20 protein-coding genes and 2 tRNA genes are annotated in these 22,116 nt (G+C 32.1%); 13 read left to right on the plus strand and 9 right to left on the minus strand.

Annotated elements, in window-relative coordinates; translation table 11 throughout:
* The first annotated feature begins 19 nt into the window (after positions 1-19).
* Together C8N27_RS15015 and C8N27_RS15020 are read left to right on the plus strand one after the other, a co-directional pair.
* A complete protein-coding gene (locus C8N27_RS15015; RefSeq protein WP_147431751.1) occupies positions 20-535 on the plus strand; it encodes a hypothetical protein in 516 nt (171 codons plus the stop codon).
* Positions 532-969 carry a cytochrome c oxidase assembly factor Coa1 family protein gene (locus C8N27_RS15020; RefSeq protein WP_121148548.1) on the plus strand — a complete coding sequence of 146 codons (438 nt, stop codon included), beginning with the start codon at positions 532-534 and terminating at the stop codon, positions 967-969. The genes C8N27_RS15015 and C8N27_RS15020 overlap by 4 nt, the downstream gene beginning before the upstream one ends.
* Here the strand turns inward: C8N27_RS15020 and bioA are convergent.
* The 5 genes from bioA to C8N27_RS15045 are packed head-to-tail and all read right to left on the minus strand — an operon-like array spanning position 955 to position 5,469.
* Entirely contained in the window at positions 955-2,220 is a 1,266-nt protein-coding gene (bioA, locus tag C8N27_RS15025; RefSeq protein WP_121148550.1) for an adenosylmethionine--8-amino-7-oxononanoate transaminase, read from the minus strand. The two genes, C8N27_RS15020 and bioA, sit on opposite strands and share 15 nt — an antisense overlap.
* On the minus strand, positions 2,198-3,346 hold the full coding sequence (locus tag C8N27_RS15030) for a hypothetical protein (protein WP_121148552.1): 1,149 nt from the start codon (positions 3,344-3,346) through the stop codon (positions 2,198-2,200). The genes bioA and C8N27_RS15030 overlap by 23 nt, the downstream gene beginning before the upstream one ends.
* Positions 3,347-3,958 carry a dethiobiotin synthase gene (gene bioD, locus C8N27_RS15035; protein ID WP_121148554.1) on the minus strand — a complete coding sequence of 204 codons (612 nt, stop codon included), beginning with the start codon at positions 3,956-3,958 and terminating at the stop codon, positions 3,347-3,349.
* Complete coding sequence (locus tag C8N27_RS15040; RefSeq protein WP_121148556.1) at positions 3,955-4,335, minus strand: putative signal transducing protein; 381 nt, start codon at positions 4,333-4,335, stop codon at positions 3,955-3,957. The genes bioD and C8N27_RS15040 overlap by 4 nt, the downstream gene beginning before the upstream one ends.
* A 9-nt stretch (positions 4,336-4,344) precedes the next feature.
* Complete coding sequence (locus tag C8N27_RS15045) at positions 4,345-5,469, minus strand: aminotransferase class I/II-fold pyridoxal phosphate-dependent enzyme (protein ID WP_121148558.1); 1,125 nt, start codon at positions 5,467-5,469, stop codon at positions 4,345-4,347.
* A gap of 229 nt (positions 5,470-5,698) precedes the next feature.
* Between C8N27_RS15045 and C8N27_RS15050 the strand changes: the two genes are divergently transcribed.
* The 7 genes from C8N27_RS15050 (at position 5,699) to C8N27_RS15080 (ending at position 15,243) form a co-directional block, all read left to right on the plus strand.
* Positions 5,699-7,207 carry a sodium/pantothenate symporter gene (locus tag C8N27_RS15050; RefSeq protein WP_121148560.1) on the plus strand — a complete coding sequence of 503 codons (1,509 nt, stop codon included), beginning with the start codon at positions 5,699-5,701 and terminating at the stop codon, positions 7,205-7,207.
* The gene (locus C8N27_RS15055; protein WP_121148562.1) at positions 7,188-8,684 is read left to right on the plus strand and encodes a class I adenylate-forming enzyme family protein; all 1,497 of its coding nucleotides are present in this window, start codon (positions 7,188-7,190) and stop codon (positions 8,682-8,684) included. The genes C8N27_RS15050 and C8N27_RS15055 overlap by 20 nt, the downstream gene beginning before the upstream one ends.
* A gap of 3 nt (positions 8,685-8,687) precedes the next feature.
* A complete protein-coding gene (locus tag C8N27_RS15060) occupies positions 8,688-9,632 on the plus strand; it encodes an alpha/beta fold hydrolase (protein WP_121148564.1) in 945 nt (314 codons plus the stop codon).
* Positions 9,632-11,050: a hypothetical protein gene (locus C8N27_RS15065; RefSeq protein WP_121148566.1), complete on the plus strand. Its 1,419-nt coding sequence runs from the start codon at positions 9,632-9,634 to the stop codon at positions 11,048-11,050. The genes C8N27_RS15060 and C8N27_RS15065 overlap by 1 nt, the downstream gene beginning before the upstream one ends.
* Before the next feature lie 153 nt (positions 11,051-11,203).
* Positions 11,204-13,672 (plus strand): TonB-dependent receptor, encoded by a 2,469-nt coding sequence (locus C8N27_RS15070; RefSeq protein WP_121148568.1) that lies wholly within the window; start codon positions 11,204-11,206, stop codon positions 13,670-13,672.
* 25 nt (positions 13,673-13,697) lie between these two features.
* Complete coding sequence (locus tag C8N27_RS15075; RefSeq protein WP_121148570.1) at positions 13,698-14,480, plus strand: alpha/beta fold hydrolase; 783 nt, start codon at positions 13,698-13,700, stop codon at positions 14,478-14,480.
* Positions 14,473-15,243, plus strand: coding sequence for a 3-hydroxybutyrate dehydrogenase (locus C8N27_RS15080; protein WP_121148572.1), 771 nt, complete (start codon positions 14,473-14,475; stop codon positions 15,241-15,243). Before C8N27_RS15075 ends, C8N27_RS15080 begins: the two co-directional genes overlap by 8 nt.
* A 148-nt stretch (positions 15,244-15,391) precedes the next feature.
* Here the strand turns inward: C8N27_RS15080 and C8N27_RS15085 are convergent.
* Positions 15,392-15,465, minus strand: a tRNA-Asn gene (locus C8N27_RS15085).
* A gap of 60 nt (positions 15,466-15,525) precedes the next feature.
* Positions 15,526-15,599, minus strand: a tRNA-Asn gene (locus C8N27_RS15090).
* A 272-nt stretch (positions 15,600-15,871) separates the two neighbouring features.
* Between C8N27_RS15090 and C8N27_RS15095 the strand changes: the two genes are divergently transcribed.
* From C8N27_RS15095 to C8N27_RS15110, 4 genes are all read left to right on the plus strand, one after another.
* A complete protein-coding gene (locus C8N27_RS15095; protein WP_121148574.1) occupies positions 15,872-18,598 on the plus strand; it encodes a 2-oxoglutarate dehydrogenase E1 component in 2,727 nt (908 codons plus the stop codon).
* Positions 18,599-18,715: 117 nt separating this feature from the next.
* Positions 18,716-19,924, plus strand: coding sequence for a 2-oxoglutarate dehydrogenase complex dihydrolipoyllysine-residue succinyltransferase (gene odhB, locus C8N27_RS15100; protein WP_176550547.1), 1,209 nt, complete (start codon positions 18,716-18,718; stop codon positions 19,922-19,924).
* A 100-nt stretch (positions 19,925-20,024) separates the two neighbouring features.
* Positions 20,025-20,471 carry an SRPBCC family protein gene (locus tag C8N27_RS15105; protein ID WP_121148576.1) on the plus strand — a complete coding sequence of 149 codons (447 nt, stop codon included), beginning with the start codon at positions 20,025-20,027 and terminating at the stop codon, positions 20,469-20,471.
* Between the two features lie 12 nt (positions 20,472-20,483).
* A complete protein-coding gene (locus tag C8N27_RS15110) occupies positions 20,484-20,855 on the plus strand; it encodes a VOC family protein (protein ID WP_121148578.1) in 372 nt (123 codons plus the stop codon).
* Positions 20,856-20,913: 58 nt separating this feature from the next.
* On the opposite strand, the gene C8N27_RS15115 is transcribed toward C8N27_RS15110, so the two are convergent.
* Positions 20,914-21,633, minus strand: coding sequence for a DUF547 domain-containing protein (locus C8N27_RS15115; protein ID WP_121148580.1), 720 nt, complete (start codon positions 21,631-21,633; stop codon positions 20,914-20,916).
* Between the two features lie 135 nt (positions 21,634-21,768).
* On the minus strand, positions 21,769-21,972 hold the full coding sequence (locus tag C8N27_RS15120) for a hypothetical protein (protein ID WP_099214677.1): 204 nt from the start codon (positions 21,970-21,972) through the stop codon (positions 21,769-21,771).
* Positions 21,973-22,116: the final 144 nt, after the last annotated feature.

Genomic DNA, 22,116 nt, shown 5'->3' on the forward strand with positions numbered 1-22,116 from the left:
GAAAATAAAAATATTTATCTTGGATGAAAATTTAACTATGATTAAAAGAATCAAAATAAAACTAATATTACTAGAATTGATAGCCCTATTTTTTGTTATAAATGGGTTACAAAGAATTTATTTAGCAACTCAGGGAGCAAAATACGACGTTTTAGCTATTGGAAATTGGGATAAGTTTGAAGTTTTAACATACCCAGAAACAACTGGTCAATTCTTCGCTAATAGAGTATTTTGGACTTTTGGTTTTATATTATGTTTAATTTTTGTAGTTGGAGTAGTAAACTGGAAAAGTAACATTCAATTTGTTAATTCTCTAATAATTAGTGTAATAGTGTTAGGTGTTTCTAGTACAGGTTTTTTCCTGGATGGATTCGTTAATCAATATTTAAATTATTTCTGTGGATTATTTAGTGAAAGTTATGAGTTTGCATTTGGAATCGGTGGAGTTATACTTTTCATTATAGGGGGTGGATTTTTTTTAAAAGCGATGAGTTTAAATAAAAATTATCTAATAATAAAAAAAGAAGTGTTATGAGCGAACAAAGACAAAAAAGTTGGTTTGGAAGAAACTGGCTGTGGTTTATACCATTAACAGGATGTTTAGGGTTTATTTTATTAATTGTTTTAGGTGTAGGAGCGGCATTTTTTGGAGTGTCAAAAATAATGACAAATTCAACCCCTGTTGAATATGCTATTGAACAAGCATCTAAAAATAAATTGGTTATTGAGAATTTAGGAGAACCGATTGAACAATATGGAATTCCCTCTGGAAATATTTCTCTTACTAACGACGATGGAAATGTAGATTTTTCTATTCCGATAAGAGGTGATAAAGGAGAAGGTACTTTAATTGTTAGAGGTATTAAAGTGGATGGTGAATGGATTTATGAAGATTTATACGTTCACATTAAAGAAACTCAAGAAGAAATTAACTTATTAGAAAAGGAAAAAGTTCTAGAGGCTATCTAGAACCTTTTCTATAGTTGTATATATTTTGTTAAGTTGTTCCTTTGTGATAACATAGGGAGGTTGAATGTAAACGGTGTTTCCTAATGGTCGTAAAAAAACTCCTTCATTCATAAAAGATTTTAAAAGCTGGTTACGCAACGTTCCATAACGACCAGAATTGGTGTTTAAATCAATAGCTAAAATAACTCCTTTGACTCTTGTTGAATTTACTTTTGGATGACTTTCTATTTTTTTTGCAAAAGTTTTATTAGACTTTTCAATAAACTGAATATTGTCCTGGATTTCTTGAGCTTTCAAAAGCTCAATACTCGCTAGTGCAGCACTACAAGCTATTGGATTCGCAGAATAAGTATGACAATGAAAAAAACCTTTGGAAATATCATTGTCTAAAAAAGCAGTGTAAATTTCTTCAGTACAAGAAGTAATTGACATAGGAACTAAACCAGCTGTCAGTGCTTTACTTAAACATATAATATCTGGTTTTGTAGCAATTTCATCAGAAGCAAAATTGTTACCTGTTTTTCCAAAGCCAGTCATTACTTCATCTGCGATGGTAAGAATATTATTGCTTTTGCAAACCTCCAAGATTTTGTTTAGATCTTCGGCCTTATGAATTTTCATTCCAGCAGCTCCTTGAACTAAAGGTTCGTAAATGAATCCAGCAACATTGTGTTCTGAAATAATCTGTTGTAATTTTTGTGCAATAGCCTCATTGTTTTCTCCATTCGGAACAGGAATACGCTGAATATCCATTAAGAAATCTTCAAAAGGACCATTATACACAGATAACCCAGAAACAGACATGGCTCCAAATGTATCGCCATGAAATCCATCTTCAAAAGCAATAAAAGTGTTGCGTTTTTCTCCCTTATTAAAATAGTATTGCAAAGCCATTTTAATTCCCGCCTCTACAGCAGTAGACCCATTATCATTAAAAAAGATTCTATTTTGATTCTCAGGAAGAATTTTGATCAATTCTTCTGATAATTTTACCGCAGGTTCATGGGTAAAATCGCTAAACATAATCTGATCTAAGGTTTGCATTTGTTGGTAAACACGACTGGTGATGAAATCGTTACAGTGCCCAAACATGCAGGTGTACCAAGAGGAAATAGCATCGATATATTCATTACCATGCTCGTCGGTTAGTATACATCCTTTTGCTTTTATAATTCCTAAACTATCAGGGTGTGTTTGGTGTTGTTTTAGCGGGTGCCACAAATGTTTTTTATCGCGTTCTTGTAAGTTCATACGTTTTGTTCTTTTGAAAAAGAGCTGTCAAATGTACAATAGAAATACATAAAACTACTCCGAAATAGGCAATAAACAATAGCCACATAATTGAGGTTGAAAATAACTCAGATAAAAATGCTGGAAAAACTAAAAAAAGTTCTGAAGTGAGTATAAAAAAGGTATAAAAAATCCAGACGGTTTTATGAATACTCTGACCTAATTCTATCCAAATAAAAGGTAGGTACATTCCTAAAAAAAGGAGATGTAACCAAGCTATAAGCATAAACCTGTTAGATATTACCAAATTTGAAAAATAAGGAATGCTACCGAAACAGTTTAAAATACCAACCAATAATAAAATGCCAAAAAACAATCGGTATTGTAGTTTTTGCTGTAAAAATGAACTTTTAAGTTTGAAAATTGTTATGATTAAAATTCCTGCACCAATGCCTCCTGCTATTTGAATAGCTAAATAGTTGAAGTTGTATTTTAATGAATGAGTATATAATAATACTAGAGAGGTAATAATTAAGGTGATTTGATTTTTTGAAAGCTTAATTGTTGTTGTTTGAAAGAGTACTACAAGCATCCAAAGAAAGAATGAACCAAAATACTGGAAGTGTAAATAAAAAAAGATAGCTTGTTGATACCAAGGAGAAGTTTGCATTTTCATAGCCATTAGCGGACCTAAAGCATAAGGACCAATTGATGAAATAAAATGAAAAACAACTCCTGTTTTAATTAATGTTAAATCTGATTCTTTACCCTGCAAACGTTTCCATAATCGTAGTAGCAACCAATAGCTAATCCATAAGTGTAGGGTAGAAAAAATAATGGTAACCAAAGCATATCCTTGAATGATAAAACCAACTAACAAGGTAGCTACACAAATTTGTAATGCAAGATAGAGTCGGTAAGAAATTTTATCAATTCCATTAGTAAATCGTGTAAAAAGCAGTACAATTAAAGCATTGAAAATAAAACCCAATAACATAATATGAGAATGGGAGTGTAGCACAAACTTAAACGGAAAGTTGGTAATACTACCTGTAAATGCATACCGCAAAATCAATCCTATGATAGCTCCCAAAAAACCAAAGATTAGAGGGAAAGACCAAAGATGTTTTGCAGTAGCAGGTTTCATTTATAGCTTATCTTTAAATAGTTCAGCGTATTCTTTAATCACATTTTTATCAAAATAAGGTTCTTCTTCAATACGTCCAATTACAGGGACCTTAGTCATTTTTTTGATAATATCTTCGGTGGTTTTGTGTTCGCTTCCAGAAAAAACCAAAGCAACTTCAAAGCCTTTTTCTTTAAGTAAGTTAACAGTTAGTAAGGTGTGATTAATACTTCCTAAATAATGACGAGAAACCACGATAACTTTATAGTCTGGTTTTATAACATCTAACAAGGTGTTTTTATCATTCAAAGGAACTAATAGTCCACCCGCACCTTCAATAACTAAATGATTTTTTGTTGAAGGTTCTTTTATGTTATCAATTTCAATGGTAATTCCGTCAATTTCTGCAGAAGCATGTGGACTCATTGGTGTTTTTAAAGCATATGAGTTTGGGTGAAAAACAGTTTTTGAATTTGAAATGAGTTTTTCAACTTTATGAGTGTCAGAATATTCTAAATCTCCCGACTGAATAGGTTTCCAATAATCAGCTTCTAGAGCTTCGGTTATGATGGCAGAAGCTACTGTTTTGCCTACTTCTGTTGAAATTCCTGTGATAAAATATTTTTTTTTCATTTGAAAATTGTTTTACAATCGTTGCAGATTAATTTTTTGCTTTCAAAAAAAGGAAAGAGCATAAAAAAGATATTTTTACGTTGTAAATCGGCAACTAATATTTTTGTTGAATTACATTTAGGACAATGAATGTTATTTCCGTTTTCATCCTTTGTGTACTCTCTTATTTCATTATAAATAGTAGCAGCTTTTTCTAAATCATTGTTGTGTACCAGTAATTTTACTCCACCAATAGCTTGACTAATCAATGGGTCAGAATCTATTGTTTTTTCATCCATTAACATAGTTCTAATATCTTCCGAATCTAATTTAGCCTTTGCTACTTGTGCTTCGGTTGAGTATTCGAAAACTGCCAAAATGGTGTAATTATCTTGCATTTTAATTTTTTAAACAAAAGTAGCAAGCTTCTCTAAAACATCGGTAATTTCTTCTTTAGAATTATATGCGTGTAAACAAAAACGTAAACGTTCTTGATTTAAAGGAACGGTAGGCGATAAAATGGGTTTTACTTCAAAACCACTTTTTTGTAATTGTAAGGCAATGTTTTTAACACGTTCATTTCCTGAAATAACGCAACAATGAATTGCTGAAGTACTCTCAATAAAGTTTAACTGTAATCTGTTTGATTCAGAAATGAAATGTTGAATGTTTTCTTGTAGTTTCTCTAGGGAGTTACTAAAAGCTAATTCTTCGTAAGCAATCTTTATGGTAGCTAAAGCATGAGGAGACAAGCCAGTAGTATAAATAAAGCTACGGGCAAAATTTACAAGATATTGTTGTAATTGTTCACTTCCTAAAATAGCTGCTCCATGACATCCTAAACCTTTTCCGAAAGTGATAATTCGAGCGAAAACGACATTCTCTAATTGTAGTTTTTGAATTAATCCAAAGCCAAAAACGCCTAAGGCATGAGCTTCATCAACAATTAAATGTACATTAACATGTGTATTAACTATCTGTGACATCGTTACTAAATCGGGAGAATCTCCGTCCATAGAAAAAACAGATTCGGTTACTACGTATATATCTGAGTCGTTATGTTGAACTCGTTTCAGCATCTCATCAAGATGAATTAGATCATTATGTTTGAACTTAAACGATTTCGCATTGGATAGTTGTATGCCGTCTCGTATGGATGCGTGAATAAACTCATCATATAAAATAATGTCACCGCGTTGAGGTACTGAAGCAAAAAAACCGATGTTGGCGTCGTAACCAGAATTAAAAACTAAAGCTTTTTCAGAATTATGAAGTTTTGCTAGTTGTTTTTCAACTTCAGTATAGAGTTTATGATTTCCTGAAAGTAGGCGAGAACCCGTTGCGCCATTAACTTTACTATTATTATCAACTAAAAATTGATGTGTTTTATTAAAAATAACTTCAGATTTAGCAAACCCTAAGTAATCGTTTGAAGAAAAATCGATAAACGAGTTTTCTTTACCAAGTTTTCTTAGAGAGTTTTGTGCTACTCGTTGTGAAATTTTTTGTTGTAGTTTCTCAGGAAATTGCATAGTGTAAAAATAAAGAAGCCTTTTTTAATATTGTATTTATTTAGCTAGAAAAGTTTTGTGTTTAAAATGTTTACTTTTAATAGTCTCACTATCTTATTTACTTGTTTTTAAATAAAAATTAAATGTTAAAGTTATTTTTTAACTAAAAGTCTCACTTGAATAAAGTTAAATTTATCAACATTACTAGTTTAAAGTTTTTTTATTTGTTTTTAAACAGATCTTATAATTTATGATAGCATCAGAAAGGTTAGTGACTTACATGTATGTTTTGTTGGCGGTGTATGCTGCTGTAATTTTATATTTTGTAATAAGAGGAGCACGAAAAAACACGAACATAAAAGATTATGCTGTTGGTAATTTAGGATTTCCATCTTGGGTTGTAGGGTTGTCATTAGCGGCTTCTATGACGAGTGCTGCCACCTTTATTATCAATCCTGGGTTTATTGCATTATATGGTATTTCAGGAGTAATTTCTTTTGCAATCGTTCTGCCAATAGCAGCATTTATTTCGTTAATTGTTTTTACAAAAGGATTTGCAAAGTATGGTAGTACGGTAAAAGCAACTACCATGGCTCAATGGATAGGAAAGCGGTATGATAGTAAAAGTTATGCTTTTTTCTTCGGAATTATAGCGCTGTTGTTAATTACGTTTATTGTGTTGATTAATGTAGGGCTTACACAAGTTATTTCAAAAGCTTTAAATACTGATCCTTTTTATGTGTTAATGGCAATCACAATATTTGTTTTTGGGTATATGATGTTTGGAGGAGCCAACTCTATGGTATATACGAATACAATTCAGGCTATTATTATGTTTATAGTAGCTCTGATTTTAATAGGTTCGGGATATCATTTTTTTGATGAAGGAATAGGAGGGTTTATGGATAAATTATCTAGTATAGATCCAAACCTAACCAAAACAGCCAACCCAAAGAGTTTCCTATTTCGTGATTATTTTGAAATTATAGTAGCACAAATAATTATTGGAGTAGCAATTGTTTGTCAGCCTCATATCATAACTAAATCACTTTTACTTAAAGATGCTTCAAAAGTTAATAAATACTTATTTAGTGGAATTGTTTTTATGGTTGTATTTTTTTTAGTAGTAATTGTAGGTCTATATGCGAGAATTAGTTTCCCTGATTTAACTGTTGATGGGAGGCCAATAAAAATGGATGAAATTATACCAACGTATGTTGTGAGTAAGTTTTCTGTTGGAGTAGGTTTAATTATAGTTGTGGGACTTATTTCTGCAGGACTTTCTACTTTGGAGAGTCTAATACAATCGTTGTCAATAACAATTACATCAGATATACTAAAACCAATATTTAAAGATCAAATTAGCAACAATACAATAACAATAAACAAGATTGTAATTATTCTCTTAGGAGTTGTAAGTTTTTTATTGAGTTGGCAGCAAATTAAAAGTCCAGATGTAAGTGTAGCTATTTTTGCCCAAAATGGAGTGTACGCTTATTTTGCAGCAGCCTTTGTACCTGTTTTGTTTGGGACTTTTTTGAAAGACGTGTCAACAAGATCTGTCTTTATAGCAAGTATAACTGCTATTGTGGTACATTTTGGTATTTACTATGGAAGAATCACTCCTTACATGCAAGAACCAGTGAATAATCCAGGGGTATCTGCAGCTTTTGGCATAGTAGCATCACTTATTGTTGGTTTTATTTTTTATAAATTGGATTTGAAAAAAACTCTTAAATATGTTAAACTGGATAGCTAAATGGGCAGATTATACACCTAACAAGATAGCGCTGACATCGTATGACACTAATGAAAGTTATACATATAGTAGCTTAGATACATATGCAGATAAGTTAGTTGTCAAGTTTACAAAAATGGGGTTAGAAGAAGGAGATAGAGTTGCTGTTTTAGCAGAGCATGGTTTAGCATTTATTGTGCTTTTTGTTGCTTGTCAACGAATGGGAGTTGTCTTAGTGCCTTTAAATTACCGCCTTTCCATAAACGAACTTCAAAGATTAGTGTCTGACTGTACTCCAAGTCTATTTATATATAGTAAGAGTTTTACAGATAAGTTTGAAGGGGTGGAGTTAGGTAAAACTTCTACTCTTTTAATGAATGATGTAAAATATTTTTATCAGAGTGAAGCAATAAAAATTTTAAAAAGAGAATATAAAATTAAAGAAGATAGCCCACTCTTTATATTTTACACGTCAGGAACAACAGGAGATCCTAAAGGTGTTGTGTATACTAATAAAATGTTGTTTTGGAATAGCTTGAATACCTCCATGCAATTAGGAATTACTTTTAGAGATTCTACACTAAACACATTACCACCTTACCATACTTCAGGGTGGAATGTTTTTGTAACACCGCTGTTGCACAAAGGAGGACATATAGGAATGTTAGAAAAGTTTGATGCAGAAAAGGTGTTGTGTTTGTTAGAGTTGAATAAAATGAGTCTATTTTTAGCGCTTCCCACTATGTTGTTAATGATGCAAAAAACAGCTGTTTTTAAAAAAGTTGGACTTCAAGAACTAAGATATATTATTTCAGGAGGAGAAAAAGTACCACCTGAATTAGTGTCATATTGGAAGCAAAAAAAGAATATTTACATTCGACCAGGATATGGTTTAACTGAAGCTGGTCCTAGTATTACCTCATTGCATCATAAAATGGCTGCATTAAAACCTAATTCTATCGGAAAACCTAATTTTTACCTAGATACAAAAATTGTTGATGAGAAAGGAAAAGAAGTAGGGGTAAACGAAGTTGGAGAATTGTGTATTCGAGGTGATATTGTAACCCCAGGTTATTGGAATAACTCAGTGAAAACAAGTAATAATATTAAAAAAGGATGGTTGTTTACAGGAGATTATGTTTATAAGGATGAAGACGGATATTTGTATGTAAAGGGCAGAAAAAATGATATGTATATATCGGGTGGAGAAAATATTTACCCGCAAGAAATAGAAACGCACTTAGAGTCTTTAAATGAGGTAAAAAAAGCAGTAGTTCTAAGTGTTAAAGATAAAAAATGGGGCGAAACAGGAATTACTTTTGTTACTGTTATAAATAAAAATATTACAGTAGAAAAAGTGAGATTTCAACTAAAAAAAACATTAGCATCTTATAAGCACCCAAAGTATATTTTCTTTTTAGATGAGATACCTTTAACCAGTGTGGGGAAAGTTTCAAGAAAAGACTTGTTACGCTATTATAATTCAATAAAAATATAAAAAATGAAACAGTTAGGTTTAGTACTAATTTTCATATTAACAAGTACTATAGTGCTTGCACAAAACCCAAAAAAATCAATGAAAAAGCTTCTTTCAGCATATGAATTTAAAACTCGATGCGTAAAAGTTGATGATATAGAAATGACTTATCTTAAAGAAGGTAAGGGAGACAAAACCTTACTTTTTTTACATGGTTTAAGTAGTAATGCTGATGCTTGGTTTAAAAATATAGAAGCTCTTAAAGAAACGTACACCTGTATTGCAGTCGATTTACCTGGGCATGGAAAATCTTCAAAACCTCAAGGTATTTACACTCCTACGTTTTTTGCAGATATAATATATAAGTTTATAAAAAAGAAAAGGCTTAAAAATATAATTTTAGTTGGGCATTCTATGGGAGGACAAGCAAGTATGAAGTTAGTATTGAAGCATTCAGAGGTTATTGAAAAGCTGGTGTTAATAGCTCCAGCAGGATTAGAGCAGTTTTCAGAAGCACAAGGAAATATTCTTAAAAGTGTTTATACAGCTGAAGTGATTAAAAACACGACAGATGATCAGATAACGAAAAATTATGCACTAAACTTTTATGAGCAACCAAAAGAGGTTTCAAAAATGATTGAAGATCGTATTCGAATTAAACAAGCGTCAGACTTTAATGCACATTGTGAAGTAATTGTAAAAAGCGTGTACGGAATGTTAGATGATCCTGTACATAAAGATTTGGAGAAAATATCTCAAAAAACTTTAGTTGTTTTTGGAAATAAAGATATGTTAATTCCAAATAGATATTTACATCCGAAATTAACTATTCAAGATGTAGGAAATATAGCTGTTGATAAAATTAAAAACGTTACCGTTAAGTATGTAGAAAATTGTGGGCACTTTGCTCAGTTTGAAAAGCCTGAAAAAGTTAACTTGCTCATACAGGAATTTGTAGAAAGTGATTAATGAAAACAAAACTTAAGAAATTTACTGAATTTAGTAAAACAATTTTGCCGAATGAGGCGAAATATCTTCAAACAGCTTATCAATTTAAAGGCAAAGAAAAACAAGAAATAAGTAATCTGATAGTTAAAAATGCACTATCTAAAAATAAGACTATAGCCTTTGATACTTCTATTGATAAACGTAAGTATTCATATATAAAAAATTGGACACAGAAAAAGTTAGCAAGCATAGATGTTGATGTGACAATAGATTGGTTAATGTCTTTAAAAAAGAAAATTTTAACCGATGCAATTACATCTCAAGAAGAAAAAGAATTCCTTCAATATATAGTAACATATAAAACAATAGAGTATAATTTTCAAAGCTTATACACATTAGCTAAGGAGTATAAATCTTACCTCTTAGTTCGAATGCGTTATAAAGACCATAAAATTGTGGCAAACTTCTTAAAAGAATACGAAACAAATTATAAAACCTCAAAAGAAATACATGAAAAACTGTATGAAGCAACTACAGATATTACCAATCAGTATACACTAAATAATATTGAAACAAAGCATTTAGAAAAATGGCTTTTACAGGTGTTTAAAGATGAGTCTATTGATGGTAAAAATCGTTATCAAGCCTTTGTTTTACTAGCTTTTATGTATACAAATTACAACGAGAATGATAAGTTAAAGTTGCTCTTTGATCAAATTGATGGGTACTTCAGTCAGGGTAAAATGTATTCCAGACGTTTACTTTCTAATTATTACGCTAGCAGGGTTTTGTTACATTCTAAACAAAATGAGTTTAAAGAAGCAGAGTTTTATGGATACCTATCAATTCGACAGAATAATAATGATACACTTATGTATTTGAATAACTTGGTTGCTATCTTACTAAGAAATAATAATCTAGAAGAAGCTTTCGATTTACTTCATAAGTATGAGAGTTTGTATAAAGAAATACATAACTATCATCAAAAAATAGGGTACTGTTCTTATAAAGTACGTGTACTTTCGGAACTTCATAAGTATAAACAAGCAGAAGCTACTGCAAGAACATTTTTAAGAAAACATAAAAATGAAGTATTAAAACATCGTTGGCATCACTTTTTTACGTCTTATATAAATGTATTAGTCACAGAAGAAAAATACGAAGAAGTATTAAAATTAGCTTCAAAATTTAACTTGATAGAAAAAGAGAAAGAACGTCAAAAGAAAAATAATTACGTTCCTAATATATCATGGAGTATTTCACTATCAAGATATATGGAAGGAAAGATAAACTCGAGTCGTTTGCTAGAGGAAATAAAAAAGCCTTTAGAAAATATTCAACCTACAATCAACCAAAAACAACTAATGTTTAAGGTGATAAATAAGCTCTCAGATAATTTACCTGAAGCATTTTTTAAACTAAAGTCACATATTGAATAAATCTCTTTTAAAAAAGGAGGTTTTATTTGTTTTCGAAACAAAAAACTTTAGTAAAGTAAAAAGTCACACTTTGTAGTTTTTGTTTTTAAAATAGTTTATTCTTTATTTACCAATAGATTGCGATAGAAACAAACTTAATAACAATCTAAACTTATGAAAAAACTATTTTTCTTTTTAGTCTTAATAACTTCCTTGGCTGTTAAAGCTCAAAGTACAGGTAGTATTGAAGGGGTAATTACAGATGTTAACGGAGTTCCTTTAGGCGGCGCCACAGTATATATTAAAAGTATAGATAAAGGAATTGATACAGATTTTGATGGGAAATTTGCGATTGAAAATATAAAAACAGGAACTTATAATGTGTCTATTTCATTTGTAGGCTTTGAAAGTGTAGTAAAAACAGTTGCTGTTGAAAAAGGGAAGAAAGTACAATTAAATGTTTCTTTAAAAGAAGCAAGTAGTGTTTTAGATGAAGTCATCTTAACTGCAAATAAAAAACCGCAAAAAAGAACAGAAGTTCCAGCTACAGTTAGTGTTATTAATGCTAAAGATATTCAAGACTTTCCAAGTTTTAATATTGGAGAATTAGCAGCAAGACAAAAAGGGGTTGACTTTGTACGTAGCGGAGTTTTAGGAACAGGGATAAATATTCGTGGATTTAACTCGGCTTTTAACTCAAAAAACTTACAAATGACTGATGATAGGGTTTCTATGTTAATTGCTACAGGGTTGCCTTATGGTTCTTTTTCAACAGTAACCAAAGATGATGTTGAGCGTGTTGAGATCTTATTAGGTCCTAATGGTACATTATATGGTCCAAATGCGCATAATGGTTTAGTAAGCACAATAACTAAAAACCCAAGAACTTCTGAAGGAACAACAATTGCATTTGGAGCAGGAAGTCAAAATGTAATTACAGGAAGATTACGTCACGCACAGGTGTTAAGTGATAAGTTTGCATATAAAATTCATTTAGAAAGTACACAAGGAACAGAGTTTGAGTATGTAGATAGTGTTTATGTGGGAACTAAAGCATATGGAGAGAAAAACCTAGATCGTGATTTTAATGCTTTAAAGTATGGAGCTTCTCTATATTTTAGACCTAACACAAGCTCTGAAATAACAGCATATTATGGGCATAGTAATAACACCAATTTAGCTGTAACCAACGCAGGACGTAACCAAATTAAAGACTGGACATTAGATATTGCTCAACTGAAGTATGTGTCTAAGAATTTCTTTGCTAATGCATACTATACGTGGAGTAAAACGGATGATACTTACGCTATTAATCAACGTACACAAAACTATGTATCGTTTATTGAAAATGGGTTTTCTGAAGAAGAATCTTGGAGTAGAGCATTGTATGAACAATGGGTGCCTGTATATGGGGTAGCTATACCAAGAGGAGCGTTGTTTAAAGATGCTTCAGAGAGGTTTAATGCAGAGGCGCAGTATAATAATAATTGGGGTGATTTTTACTTAACAACTGGAGTGCAGTATCAATTGGATATGGCTGACTCTAAAGGGACTTATTTGTTGGATCAAGAGGGATCTATAGATATAGCCCAAAAAGGAGTGTACGGTCAATTTGAATATAAATTAGATTCAGGTTGGAAATTTCTAGCAGGGGTAAGATTGGATAACCATGATTTATACGGAACCAACTTTTTACCAAAAGCAGCAATAACAAAAACTATTGATGCGGGTACGTTTAGGTTAACCTATGGTAGAGGTATGGCTGTACCTTCAATATTAAACTTAAAGGGGAATTTATTTGGGGGGTTAGTGTTAGGAAACGGTGAAGGATTTACATTAACGGACGGTACTAAAATAGATAAGTTAGAAGTAGAAACTATTAATTCTTTTGAATTTGGATTTAATGGAAAGCTGTCGGATAAGTTTTTTATCGATGCTAGTGCCTACTACAATATGTCAGAAAATTTCATTAGTCCGTTACGTAATATAGTTGATGCGGCTAATGGAAATTACGTAACTCATATGGGGGAACAACCTATTGATGAGGTTTCAGCAGGGGCTAGTGCTTCACCGTTTTTATTAACGTATAGTAATTTTGGAAATGTAGATACTTATGGGGTTGATCTAGGTTTGAATTATTATTTCACTGATGCGATTAGAACGTCGTTAAATTACTCATACTTCGGAAGAAGTTTAGATAAAGATGACCTAGGGAATGATGGTAATTTGGATGGAGTTGTCTTAGAAAGTGAACTACCTATTAATACACCAGAAAATAAACTTAGCTTAGGCTTGCATTATGGAGGGAAGAAGCTATACGGAGCTCTTTTTGGTCGTTGGGTGCAAGATTATGACTTCTTTTCAGGGATTAATGTAGCCTCAAAAACACAAGATTTGGATGGAGATGGTGTAAACGAAATTGTTGAAAATGCTCGCGTAGGAAGAACTTGGAACTATGGTCCGTTAGGTGGCTTTACTGTAGATGCAAACCTAGGATATAATCTAAACGATAACGTTTCAGTTGGGGTTAATGTTAGTAATATTTTTGATGCGAGTATAAGAGAGTTTGTTGCTTCACCAGAAATAGGAAGGTTAATTTCATTCGAGTTGAAATATAATTTCAATGCGTTTAAGAAAAAATAAAGCCAATCAATTAAGCCTATAGAGTATGCCAAAAATAAAAGTAAATAAAATAGAGCTTAATTATGAAGAATATGGGAAAGGCGAAGTTCTTTTGTTTCTTCATGGGTTAGGTTCTACCCAGGCAGATTGGGATGCACAAGTTCCTTTCTTTTCAAAAAAATATCGTGTTGTGGTAGTAGATCTTAGAGGGCATGGAAAAACATCCATTCCTTCTAAGGATTATGGAGTAAGATTTATGACTGAGGATATTAAGCAGTTGTTAGATGTTTTAAAAATAGAAAAAACTAGCGTTGTAGGATTCTCTATGGGAGGAGCTGTAGCCTTTCAACTAGCGTACGATAGCCCTGAAAAAATAAAGAACTTGGTAATTGTAAATAGTGGTCCAGATTTCAATAATATGGGAAAGATAGGAGAAGATCTATTGAATAACAGAACAGAGTTTTTAAAAACAAAAGGATTAAGCGCTTTAGCAAAAGAAATAGCATATAATATGTTTCCTGAAGATGCTCAGGTTGATATGAGAAATCAATTTGAAGAACGATGTAAGAAGAATGATTATGATGCGTATTATAATTCATTTGTTACACTAATGAATTGGGGCTTGGGAGATAAATTAAAAGAAATTAAAACTAGAACACTAATTGTAGCTTCCGATATGGACTATACTCCTGTTTCGTTTAAAGAAGAATACGTTAAAAGAATGCCTAACGCAGAATTGAGTGTCATTAAAAACTCAAGACACGGAACAGTTATAGATCAGCCAAAGGAATTTAATAAAGTACTCGAAAATTTTTTAAACTATGAATAAAGTAGCGTTAATAACAGGTAGTACTAGTGGTATCGGTTTAGGTATTGCAGAAGGTTTTGCCAAAGCAGGTTATAGTATTATGTTTCATGGTTTAGAGGCTAATGGAGCTAACATAGCTAAACAAGTAGGTGATAAGTATAATGTAGAAGTTTCTTTTTCAAATGCAAATTTACTCGTTGCAGATGAGGTTGAGAAATTAATTGAGCAAACAATAAAGAAGTTCGGAATGTTGCATATACTTGTTAACAATGCAGGAATACAGTATGTTGCTCCAATAGAAGATTTTCCAAATAATAAGTATGAAAATATCATCGCCATTAATATGAATGCTGCTTTCTATGCTTCCAAAAAAGCATGGAGCTTTATGAAAAATCAGAATTTTGGAAGAATAATTAATGTCTCATCTGTTCATGGTTTAAGAGCATCCGAATTTAAAACAGCGTATGTGGCTTCAAAACATGGTGTAATAGGTATGACTAAAGTGTTGGCTTTAGAAGGAGCACCATATAACATAACATGTAATGCAATTTGTCCAGGATACGTAAAAACACCTTTAGTAGAAGGTCAAATAAAAGACCAAGCTAAAGCACATAATATGTCTGCAGAGGAAGTTGTAGAGAAAGTAATGCTAAAAAAACAAGCTGTAAAAGAATTTGTTTCGTTGGAAACAATTACAGATATGGCTTTGTTGTTGGCAAAAGACAGTTCTTCAACCATAACAGGAACCTCATTTGCTTTAGATGGGGGTTGGAGTGCTCAATAACATTAAAAACTATTGTTTCTTTAATTTTTGAATATATGAGAACACAGCGGACAAGTTTATTTTTTAAGTAGATAAGGCAGCTGCGTGAACTTTAAGTTTAGTTAAAACAAAAAGCCAATCTATTTATAGATTGGCTTTTGCTTTTCTGCTCCCCCTCTTGGGCTCGAACCAAGGACCCTCTGATTAACAGTCAGATGCTCTAACCAACTGAGCTAAGGAGGAATGTTCATATAGAACAATATATATGTGTTGTAGAAATTATCGGCTTCTACGTTGCCTTTGCTCCCCCTCTTGGGCTCGAACCAAGGACCCTCTGATTAACAGTCAGATGCTCTAACCAACTGAGCTAAGGAGGAATTTAAAACATACTTGTCTTAAAATGCGAGTGCAAATTTAAGTGCTTTTTTTATATCTGCAAATTATTTTTAATAAAAAGTATATGTATTTTTTTTTGTTTCTGAATTTCAGTTATTTATTTTTTACAGGAAAGATGCTTTTAACTGAAATTTAACAAAAAGCGAATACTCGTTAAAGAGTTTAAAATTAGACTAAAAAGGAATGGTATTTTTCGTAAAAGTTGTACTTTTGTCACCATTATTCTTATAGATAGAAAAGTATAACAAAATATATGGACAAGTTTTCGTTCTTAAACGCAGTACATGCAGGTTTTATAGGTGATTTGTATGAACAATATCAAAAAAATCCTGATGCGATAGAACCAAGTTGGAGAAGTTTTTTTCAAGGATATGATTTGGCTAACGAGAATTACTCATTAACAGATGAAGAAGTTTCGGTAGAAGTCCCTGAAGAAGTACGTAAAGAATTTTTAGTAATCGATTTAATCAATGGTTACCGTACCCGTGGTCATTTGTTTACCAAAACAAACCCAGTACGAAATAGAAGAACTTACACCCCAACATTAGATATTGAAAATTTTGGGTTAAATCAATCAGATTTATCTAAGGTTTTTAGTGCAGGAGAAATTTTAGGGATAGGACCTAAAAGTTTAGCAGAAATTATTAACTACTTAAAGTCTGTTTTCTGCGAAAGCATCGGAGTAGAGTACATGTATGTACGAAATCCTGAAGAGTTAAAGTGGTGGAATGAGCGTTTAAATAAAAACGCAAACCATCCTAGTTACGATGTAGAGTCTAAGAAATATATTCTTACGAAACTAAACCAAGCTTCAACATTTGAAAGTTTTTTACAAACAAAATATGTAGGTCAAAAGCGATTCTCTGTTGAGGGAGGAGAAACATTAATTCCAGGAGTAAGTGTAGCTTTAAGAGATGCAGCAGAAGAATATGGAGTAGAAGAGTGTGTGTTAGGAATGGCACACCGTGGACGCTTAAATACTTTAGTGAACATCTTCAAAAAACCAATTCGCGATCTATTTAGTGAGTTTGAAGGTAAAGACTTTGAAGATCAAGAAATAGATGGAGATGTTAAGTATCACCTAGGTTTAACGCTTAGTAAAGCATATCAAGGTGGGCAAAAGATGAAGATGAACTTAGTTCCAAACCCATCTCACTTAGAAACAGTTGATGCTGTTGCAGAAGGAATCGTTAGAGCTAAAATAGATAAAGACTACGAAGGGAACGAAAATAAAATACTTCCAATTTTAGTACATGGTGATGCGGCAGTAGCAGCTCAAGGAATAGTGTACGAAGTTGTGCAAATGGCACAATTAAATGGATACAAAACGGGAGGTACTATTCACATTGTGGTAAACAATCAAGTAGGGTTTACAACCAATTACTTAGATGCGCGTTCAAGTACATATTGTACAGATATAGCTAAAGTTACGTTGTCTCCAGTACTACATGTAAATGCAGACGATGCAGAAGCAGTATGTCACGCAATGGAAATGGCAGTTGAATATCGTATGAAATTCAATAAAGATATTTTTATTGACTTATTAGGATATCGTAAGTATGGGCATAACGAAGGTGATGAGCCACGTTTTACGCAACCAAAATTATACAAAGCAATTTCTAAGCATAAAAATGCAAGAGAAATTTATGCAAATAAATTAATTGAAGAAGGAAGCATAACAGCGGACTACTTACAGAAAATTACAGATGAATTTAAGGCGCATTTAGAAGCTGAGTTTTCAGAATCTAAAAAGAAAGAAACGTCTAAAATTCAAGAATTCATGCCTGATGTATGGGAAGGGTTTGTACGCAAGCAATTGCAAGAAATGTTACAACCTGTAGATACAACTTATTCGGTAGAAGACTTAAAAGGAATCGCAAGAGTTATTTCAAAAACACCAGAAGGACATAAATTTGTTCGTAAGGCAGAACGTATCTTAAAGGGACGTGAAAAAATGGTTTTTGAAGATAATTTATTAGATTGGGGTACTGCTGAAAACTTGGCATACGGTACGTTATTAGAAGAAGGATACGATGTGCGTATTTCTGGAGAAGATGTAGAAAGAGGAACATTCTCTCACCGTCATGCAATTATGCGTGATGAAGAAACCTTAGAGCGTGTTAATTTATTAAACACTAACCCAAAGAATAAAGGAGAGATGACAATTTATAACTCTCACTTATCAGAATACGGCGTATTAGGTTTTGATTACGGATATGCAATGGCAGCTCCAAATACCTTAACCATTTGGGAAGCTCAGTTTGGTGATTTTGCCAACGGTGCACAAATTATGTTCGACCAATATATATCTTCAGCAGAAGATAAATGGAAGTTACAAAACGGATTGGTAATGTTATTACCTCACGGGTATGAAGGTCAAGGACCAGAGCACTCGTCAGGAAGAATAGAACGTTTCTTACAATCATCATCAACTGATAACTGGACAATAGCAAACTGTTCTACACCAGCAAACATGTACCACATTTTGCGTCGTCAGATGAAACGTGATTTTAGAAAACCATTAATTGTTTTCACACCAAAAAGTTTATTACGTTTACCAAAAGCTGTAAATTCTATTGAAGATTTAGCAAATGGAACTTTCCAAGAAGTAATTGATGATACTATCGATACATCAAAAGCTAAGAAAATGGTGTTCTGTACAGGTAAATTCTATTACGATTTATTAGCTGAGCGTGAAAAATTAGGAAGAGAAGATGTAGCTTTAGTTCGTATAGAGCAATTATTCCCATTACACAATGATAAGATCAAAGAGGTAATGGATAAGTATCCAAATGTAGAGCGTTACGTTTGGGCACAAGAAGAACCAAAAAATATGGGAGCCTGGGGTTATATGTTAGAACGTTTTGAATTAGCTAGGTTAGAATGTGCTTCGGAAGAGTATCGTTCGGCACCAGCAGCAGGTTCAAGTGCACGTTTTAAAAGACGTCATCAAGCTATTATAGATAAGGTTTTTGATTAAAAATTAAAATGCGTAAGGGATTGTAGCAAGCTACCATGTAGCGCGAAAAGCCCGACCCGATAGGGAACGCCCAAATAAAAGAAATAAAATAATTCAGATATATAAAATTTAGAACTGATGGTTTTAGAAATGAAAGTTCCTTCTCCGGGGGAATCAATTACAGAAGTAGAAATTGCAACTTGGTTAGTTGAAGATGGTGATTACGTTGAGAAAGATCAACCAATTGCTGAAGTAGATTCTGACAAAGCAACGTTAGAATTGCCTGCGGAAGAAAGCGGAATAATCACTTTAAAAGCTGAAGAAGGTGATGCAGTAGCAGTAGGTGCAGTAGTTTGTCATATTGATATGGATGCTGCAAAACCAGAAGGAACTGGAGCACCAAAAGCTGAGGCGCCAAAAGCTGAAGAGAAAAAAGAAGCACCTAAAGCTGAACCAGCTAAAGAAACATATGCAACAGGTACAGCATCTCCAGCAGCTAAAAAAGTATTAGCTGAAAAAGGAATTAGTGCATCTGATGTTAAAGGAACAGGTAAAGACGGTCGTGTAACTAAAGAAGACGCTGTAAATGCAGTACCTTCAATGGGAACTCCAGGAATGGGATCTCGTGGTACAGAGCGTAAAAAATTATCAATGTTACGTCGTAAGGTTGCTGAACGTTTAGTTTCTGTAAAGAATGAAACAGCAATGTTAACTACGTTTAACGAGGTAAACATGCAGCCAATTTTCGATTTACGTAACGAGTATAAAGAAGAATTTAAAGCAAAACACGGAGTAGGTTTAGGTTTTATGTCTTTCTTTACAAAAGCAGTTGTACGTGCATTACAAATGTATCCAGCTGTTAACTCTATGATCGATGGTAAAGAAATGGTATCGTTTGATTTCCAAGATATTTCTATTGCAGTATCAGGTCCTAAAGGATTAATGGTTCCTGTTATTAGAAATGCTGAAAACTTAACATTTAGAGGAGTTGAAAGTGAAGTAAAACGTTTGGCATTACGTGCACGTGATGGTCAAATTACTGTTGATGAAATGACAGGTGGTACGTTTACTATCACTAATGGTGGTGTATTTGGTTCTATGTTATCTACACCAATTATCAACCCTCCACAAAGTGGAATTTTAGGAATGCATAATATTGTAAATCGTCCAATGGCGGTGAATGGAGAAGTAGTGATTCAGCCAATTATGTATGTAGCATTATCTTACGACCATAGAATTATCGATGGTAAAGAATCTGTTGGTTTCTTAGTAGCTGTAAAAGAAGCGTTAGAAAACCCAGTAGAATTATTAATGGATAACAATCCTAAGAAAGCCTTAGAAATGTAAACCAAAATTAGGTTTTATAGATATGAAATCCTGTACGAAAGTGCAGGATTTTTTTTGTTTAAATTTTTAGTAACTTTAATAGCTATAAAATCAACTAATTATGAAAGTTACTGAAGAAGGATTTACTGTTTACCATAACTTTCCTATAAAAGAGTTATCTAATAAAGTTTTTAAAGCAATCACAAATCCAGATGATTTGGTTCATTGGTGGCCATTAAAATGTAGTGGAGTACCTGAGTTAGGAGCAGAATATAATTTTTTCTTTGGAGAGCCATATAATTGGTATGGAGAGGTAGTTAAGTATAAAAAAAATGAATCTTTTTATATAAAAATGACAAAGTCGGATGAAGATTGGAATCCAACTACTTTCGGTTTTGATTTGTTTGAAAAAGATGAAGGAATAACTTGGGTGCATTTTTTTCATAAAGGTTGGGTAGAACAAAACAATCATTTTAAGCACTCGTCTTATTGTTGGGCATTGTTATTAAATGGGCTTAAAAATTATGTGGAAAAAGGAATTATTATACCTTTTGAAGAAAGAAATTAAAATTAATAGATTATGAAATTAGGGGCTTTTTCAATTAGTTTATCGGTTAAAGATATTGATAAATCAAAAGATTTTTATGAAATGCTTGGGTTTACTGTTTTTGCAGGTGCTTTAGAAAAGAATTATTTGATTATGAAAAATGGAAACTCATTAATTGGCTTGTTTCAAGGAATGTTTGAAAACAATATACTTACATTTAACCCAGGTTGGGATGAAAACGCAAACACGTTAGATGATTTTGATGATGTAAGAGATATTCAAAAGCATTTAAGAGAAAACCATATCAAGTTAAAAAGAGAAGCAGATAAAGATACTAAAGGGCCTGCAAGCATCGTTTTCTTTGATCCTGATGGAAATACAATTTTAATAGATCAACATGTATAAAAAAAGCAACGGAAAAATAATTATTTCCGTTACTTTTTACAATAAAGGGAAATATTAATTATTTGCTATTTAAGTTCCAATCGTATTCTAAATACACAACTTCAGCATTATCATTAGCTTTAATATCGGAGTATTTATTAATATAATCAACTAAGGTATTACGAGAAGTAAAATCTTCTTGGTACCACTGAAATATTTTTGACACTTCAACCTTTGTTAAGGTTATTTTATTTTTTGTAGAGTCATTTATAAAAGCTTTCATCAAGTTTTTTAACTCCTTTTCTACATTGTTTTTTGTAAAAGCAAAGTTTACAAATCTAGGACCAGATTTAGAAGCAGCGTTCAACGCAACATGAATTCTTGGGTCGTCATACCATCTTCTAAGTATTTTATGTTCAATGTAGTCAAGTGAGTATAATTTTTTACCAATTGATGCAAACGGAATTTTCCAAGCATTTCTTCCTTTACGTTTTATATCAGTAATTTTCTTTAAAGGATAACTATCTAAAATTAATTTAATAGTGTATGCATTATAGGCATTTATCCAAAAAGCTTTAGCTTCATTTGAGGACCATTTATCACTTGGTATAGTATTCTCTAAATGTTTAATGTAAATATCTAATAAGGCACGGTTCTTTCTTAGTCCTTTGTAGTCTACATCTCCTTGTGGGCTAACGTAGGTTTTTAAAAGAGCATCATATACATCAGTTTGTGCTTGTGATTGAATACTTACGAAAAGTAGTAAACATGTAAAAGTGAAGGTAATTGTTTTTCGCATTTTTTAAATTTTAAGTAAATAAATTAGTTTACGGTACTTTTGACGTAGACTGATTTAATTCATTACATAAAATTTTATAGAATTAAAAAACCACCCATAAAAGGTGGTTTTTTAATTTAAAAAAAATACAGTTTTTTATTTTTTTCCTATGATTGAACTTAACGCAGCTATAACAATGCCGATAGCAATTGTAATATATGAGTTGGTATTGTCTTGAGCTTTTATTAGGTCTACATCTCCAATAGAAATTTGAGTTTCCGGTTTAAAAAGAGTGTATATTCCATATGCTATAATTACTATTCCAGAAATTAAAGCAACTGTTTTAAGTGAGTTATTCATAATAGAATTGTTTCTTTTAAAGATAAGAAAAACAAATTAGAAGCTAAATGAGTAAAATTAATAGGAATTTATAGAGATAAAAGAGTCCTTTTGTCACAAATAAAGAGTATTATTTCTAACATTAAATAATAAAAAAGGCATTAT

It is taken from the genome of Tenacibaculum discolor (assembly GCF_003664185.1).
Taxonomy (GTDB): Bacteria; Bacteroidota; Bacteroidia; order Flavobacteriales; family Flavobacteriaceae; genus Polaribacter; species Polaribacter discolor.

Coding starts and splice junctions, on each gene's coding strand:
- C8N27_RS15020 (WP_121148548.1), top strand. CDS start 532: ATGAGCGAACAAAGACAAAAAAGTTGGTTTGGAAGAAACTGGCTGTGG.
- bioA (WP_121148550.1), bottom strand. CDS start 2,220: ATGAACTTACAAGAACGCGATAAAAAACATTTGTGGCACCCGCTAAAA.
- C8N27_RS15030 (WP_121148552.1), bottom strand. CDS start 3,346: ATGAAACCTGCTACTGCAAAACATCTTTGGTCTTTCCCTCTAATCTTT.
- bioD (WP_121148554.1), bottom strand. CDS start 3,958: ATGAAAAAAAAATATTTTATCACAGGAATTTCAACAGAAGTAGGCAAA.
- C8N27_RS15040 (WP_121148556.1), bottom strand. CDS start 4,335: ATGCAAGATAATTACACCATTTTGGCAGTTTTCGAATACTCAACCGAA.
- C8N27_RS15045 (WP_121148558.1), bottom strand. CDS start 5,469: ATGCAATTTCCTGAGAAACTACAACAAAAAATTTCACAACGAGTAGCA.
- C8N27_RS15050 (WP_121148560.1), top strand. CDS start 5,699: ATGATAGCATCAGAAAGGTTAGTGACTTACATGTATGTTTTGTTGGCG.
- C8N27_RS15055 (WP_121148562.1), top strand. CDS start 7,188: ATGTTAAACTGGATAGCTAAATGGGCAGATTATACACCTAACAAGATA.
- C8N27_RS15060 (WP_121148564.1), top strand. CDS start 8,688: ATGAAACAGTTAGGTTTAGTACTAATTTTCATATTAACAAGTACTATA.
- C8N27_RS15065 (WP_121148566.1), top strand. CDS start 9,632: ATGAAAACAAAACTTAAGAAATTTACTGAATTTAGTAAAACAATTTTG.
- C8N27_RS15070 (WP_121148568.1), top strand. CDS start 11,204: ATGAAAAAACTATTTTTCTTTTTAGTCTTAATAACTTCCTTGGCTGTT.
- C8N27_RS15075 (WP_121148570.1), top strand. CDS start 13,698: ATGCCAAAAATAAAAGTAAATAAAATAGAGCTTAATTATGAAGAATAT.
- C8N27_RS15080 (WP_121148572.1), top strand. CDS start 14,473: ATGAATAAAGTAGCGTTAATAACAGGTAGTACTAGTGGTATCGGTTTA.
- C8N27_RS15095 (WP_121148574.1), top strand. CDS start 15,872: ATGGACAAGTTTTCGTTCTTAAACGCAGTACATGCAGGTTTTATAGGT.
- odhB (WP_176550547.1), top strand. CDS start 18,716: ATGGTTTTAGAAATGAAAGTTCCTTCTCCGGGGGAATCAATTACAGAA.
- C8N27_RS15105 (WP_121148576.1), top strand. CDS start 20,025: ATGAAAGTTACTGAAGAAGGATTTACTGTTTACCATAACTTTCCTATA.
- C8N27_RS15110 (WP_121148578.1), top strand. CDS start 20,484: ATGAAATTAGGGGCTTTTTCAATTAGTTTATCGGTTAAAGATATTGAT.
- C8N27_RS15115 (WP_121148580.1), bottom strand. CDS start 21,633: ATGCGAAAAACAATTACCTTCACTTTTACATGTTTACTACTTTTCGTA.
- C8N27_RS15120 (WP_099214677.1), bottom strand. CDS start 21,972: ATGAATAACTCACTTAAAACAGTTGCTTTAATTTCTGGAATAGTAATT.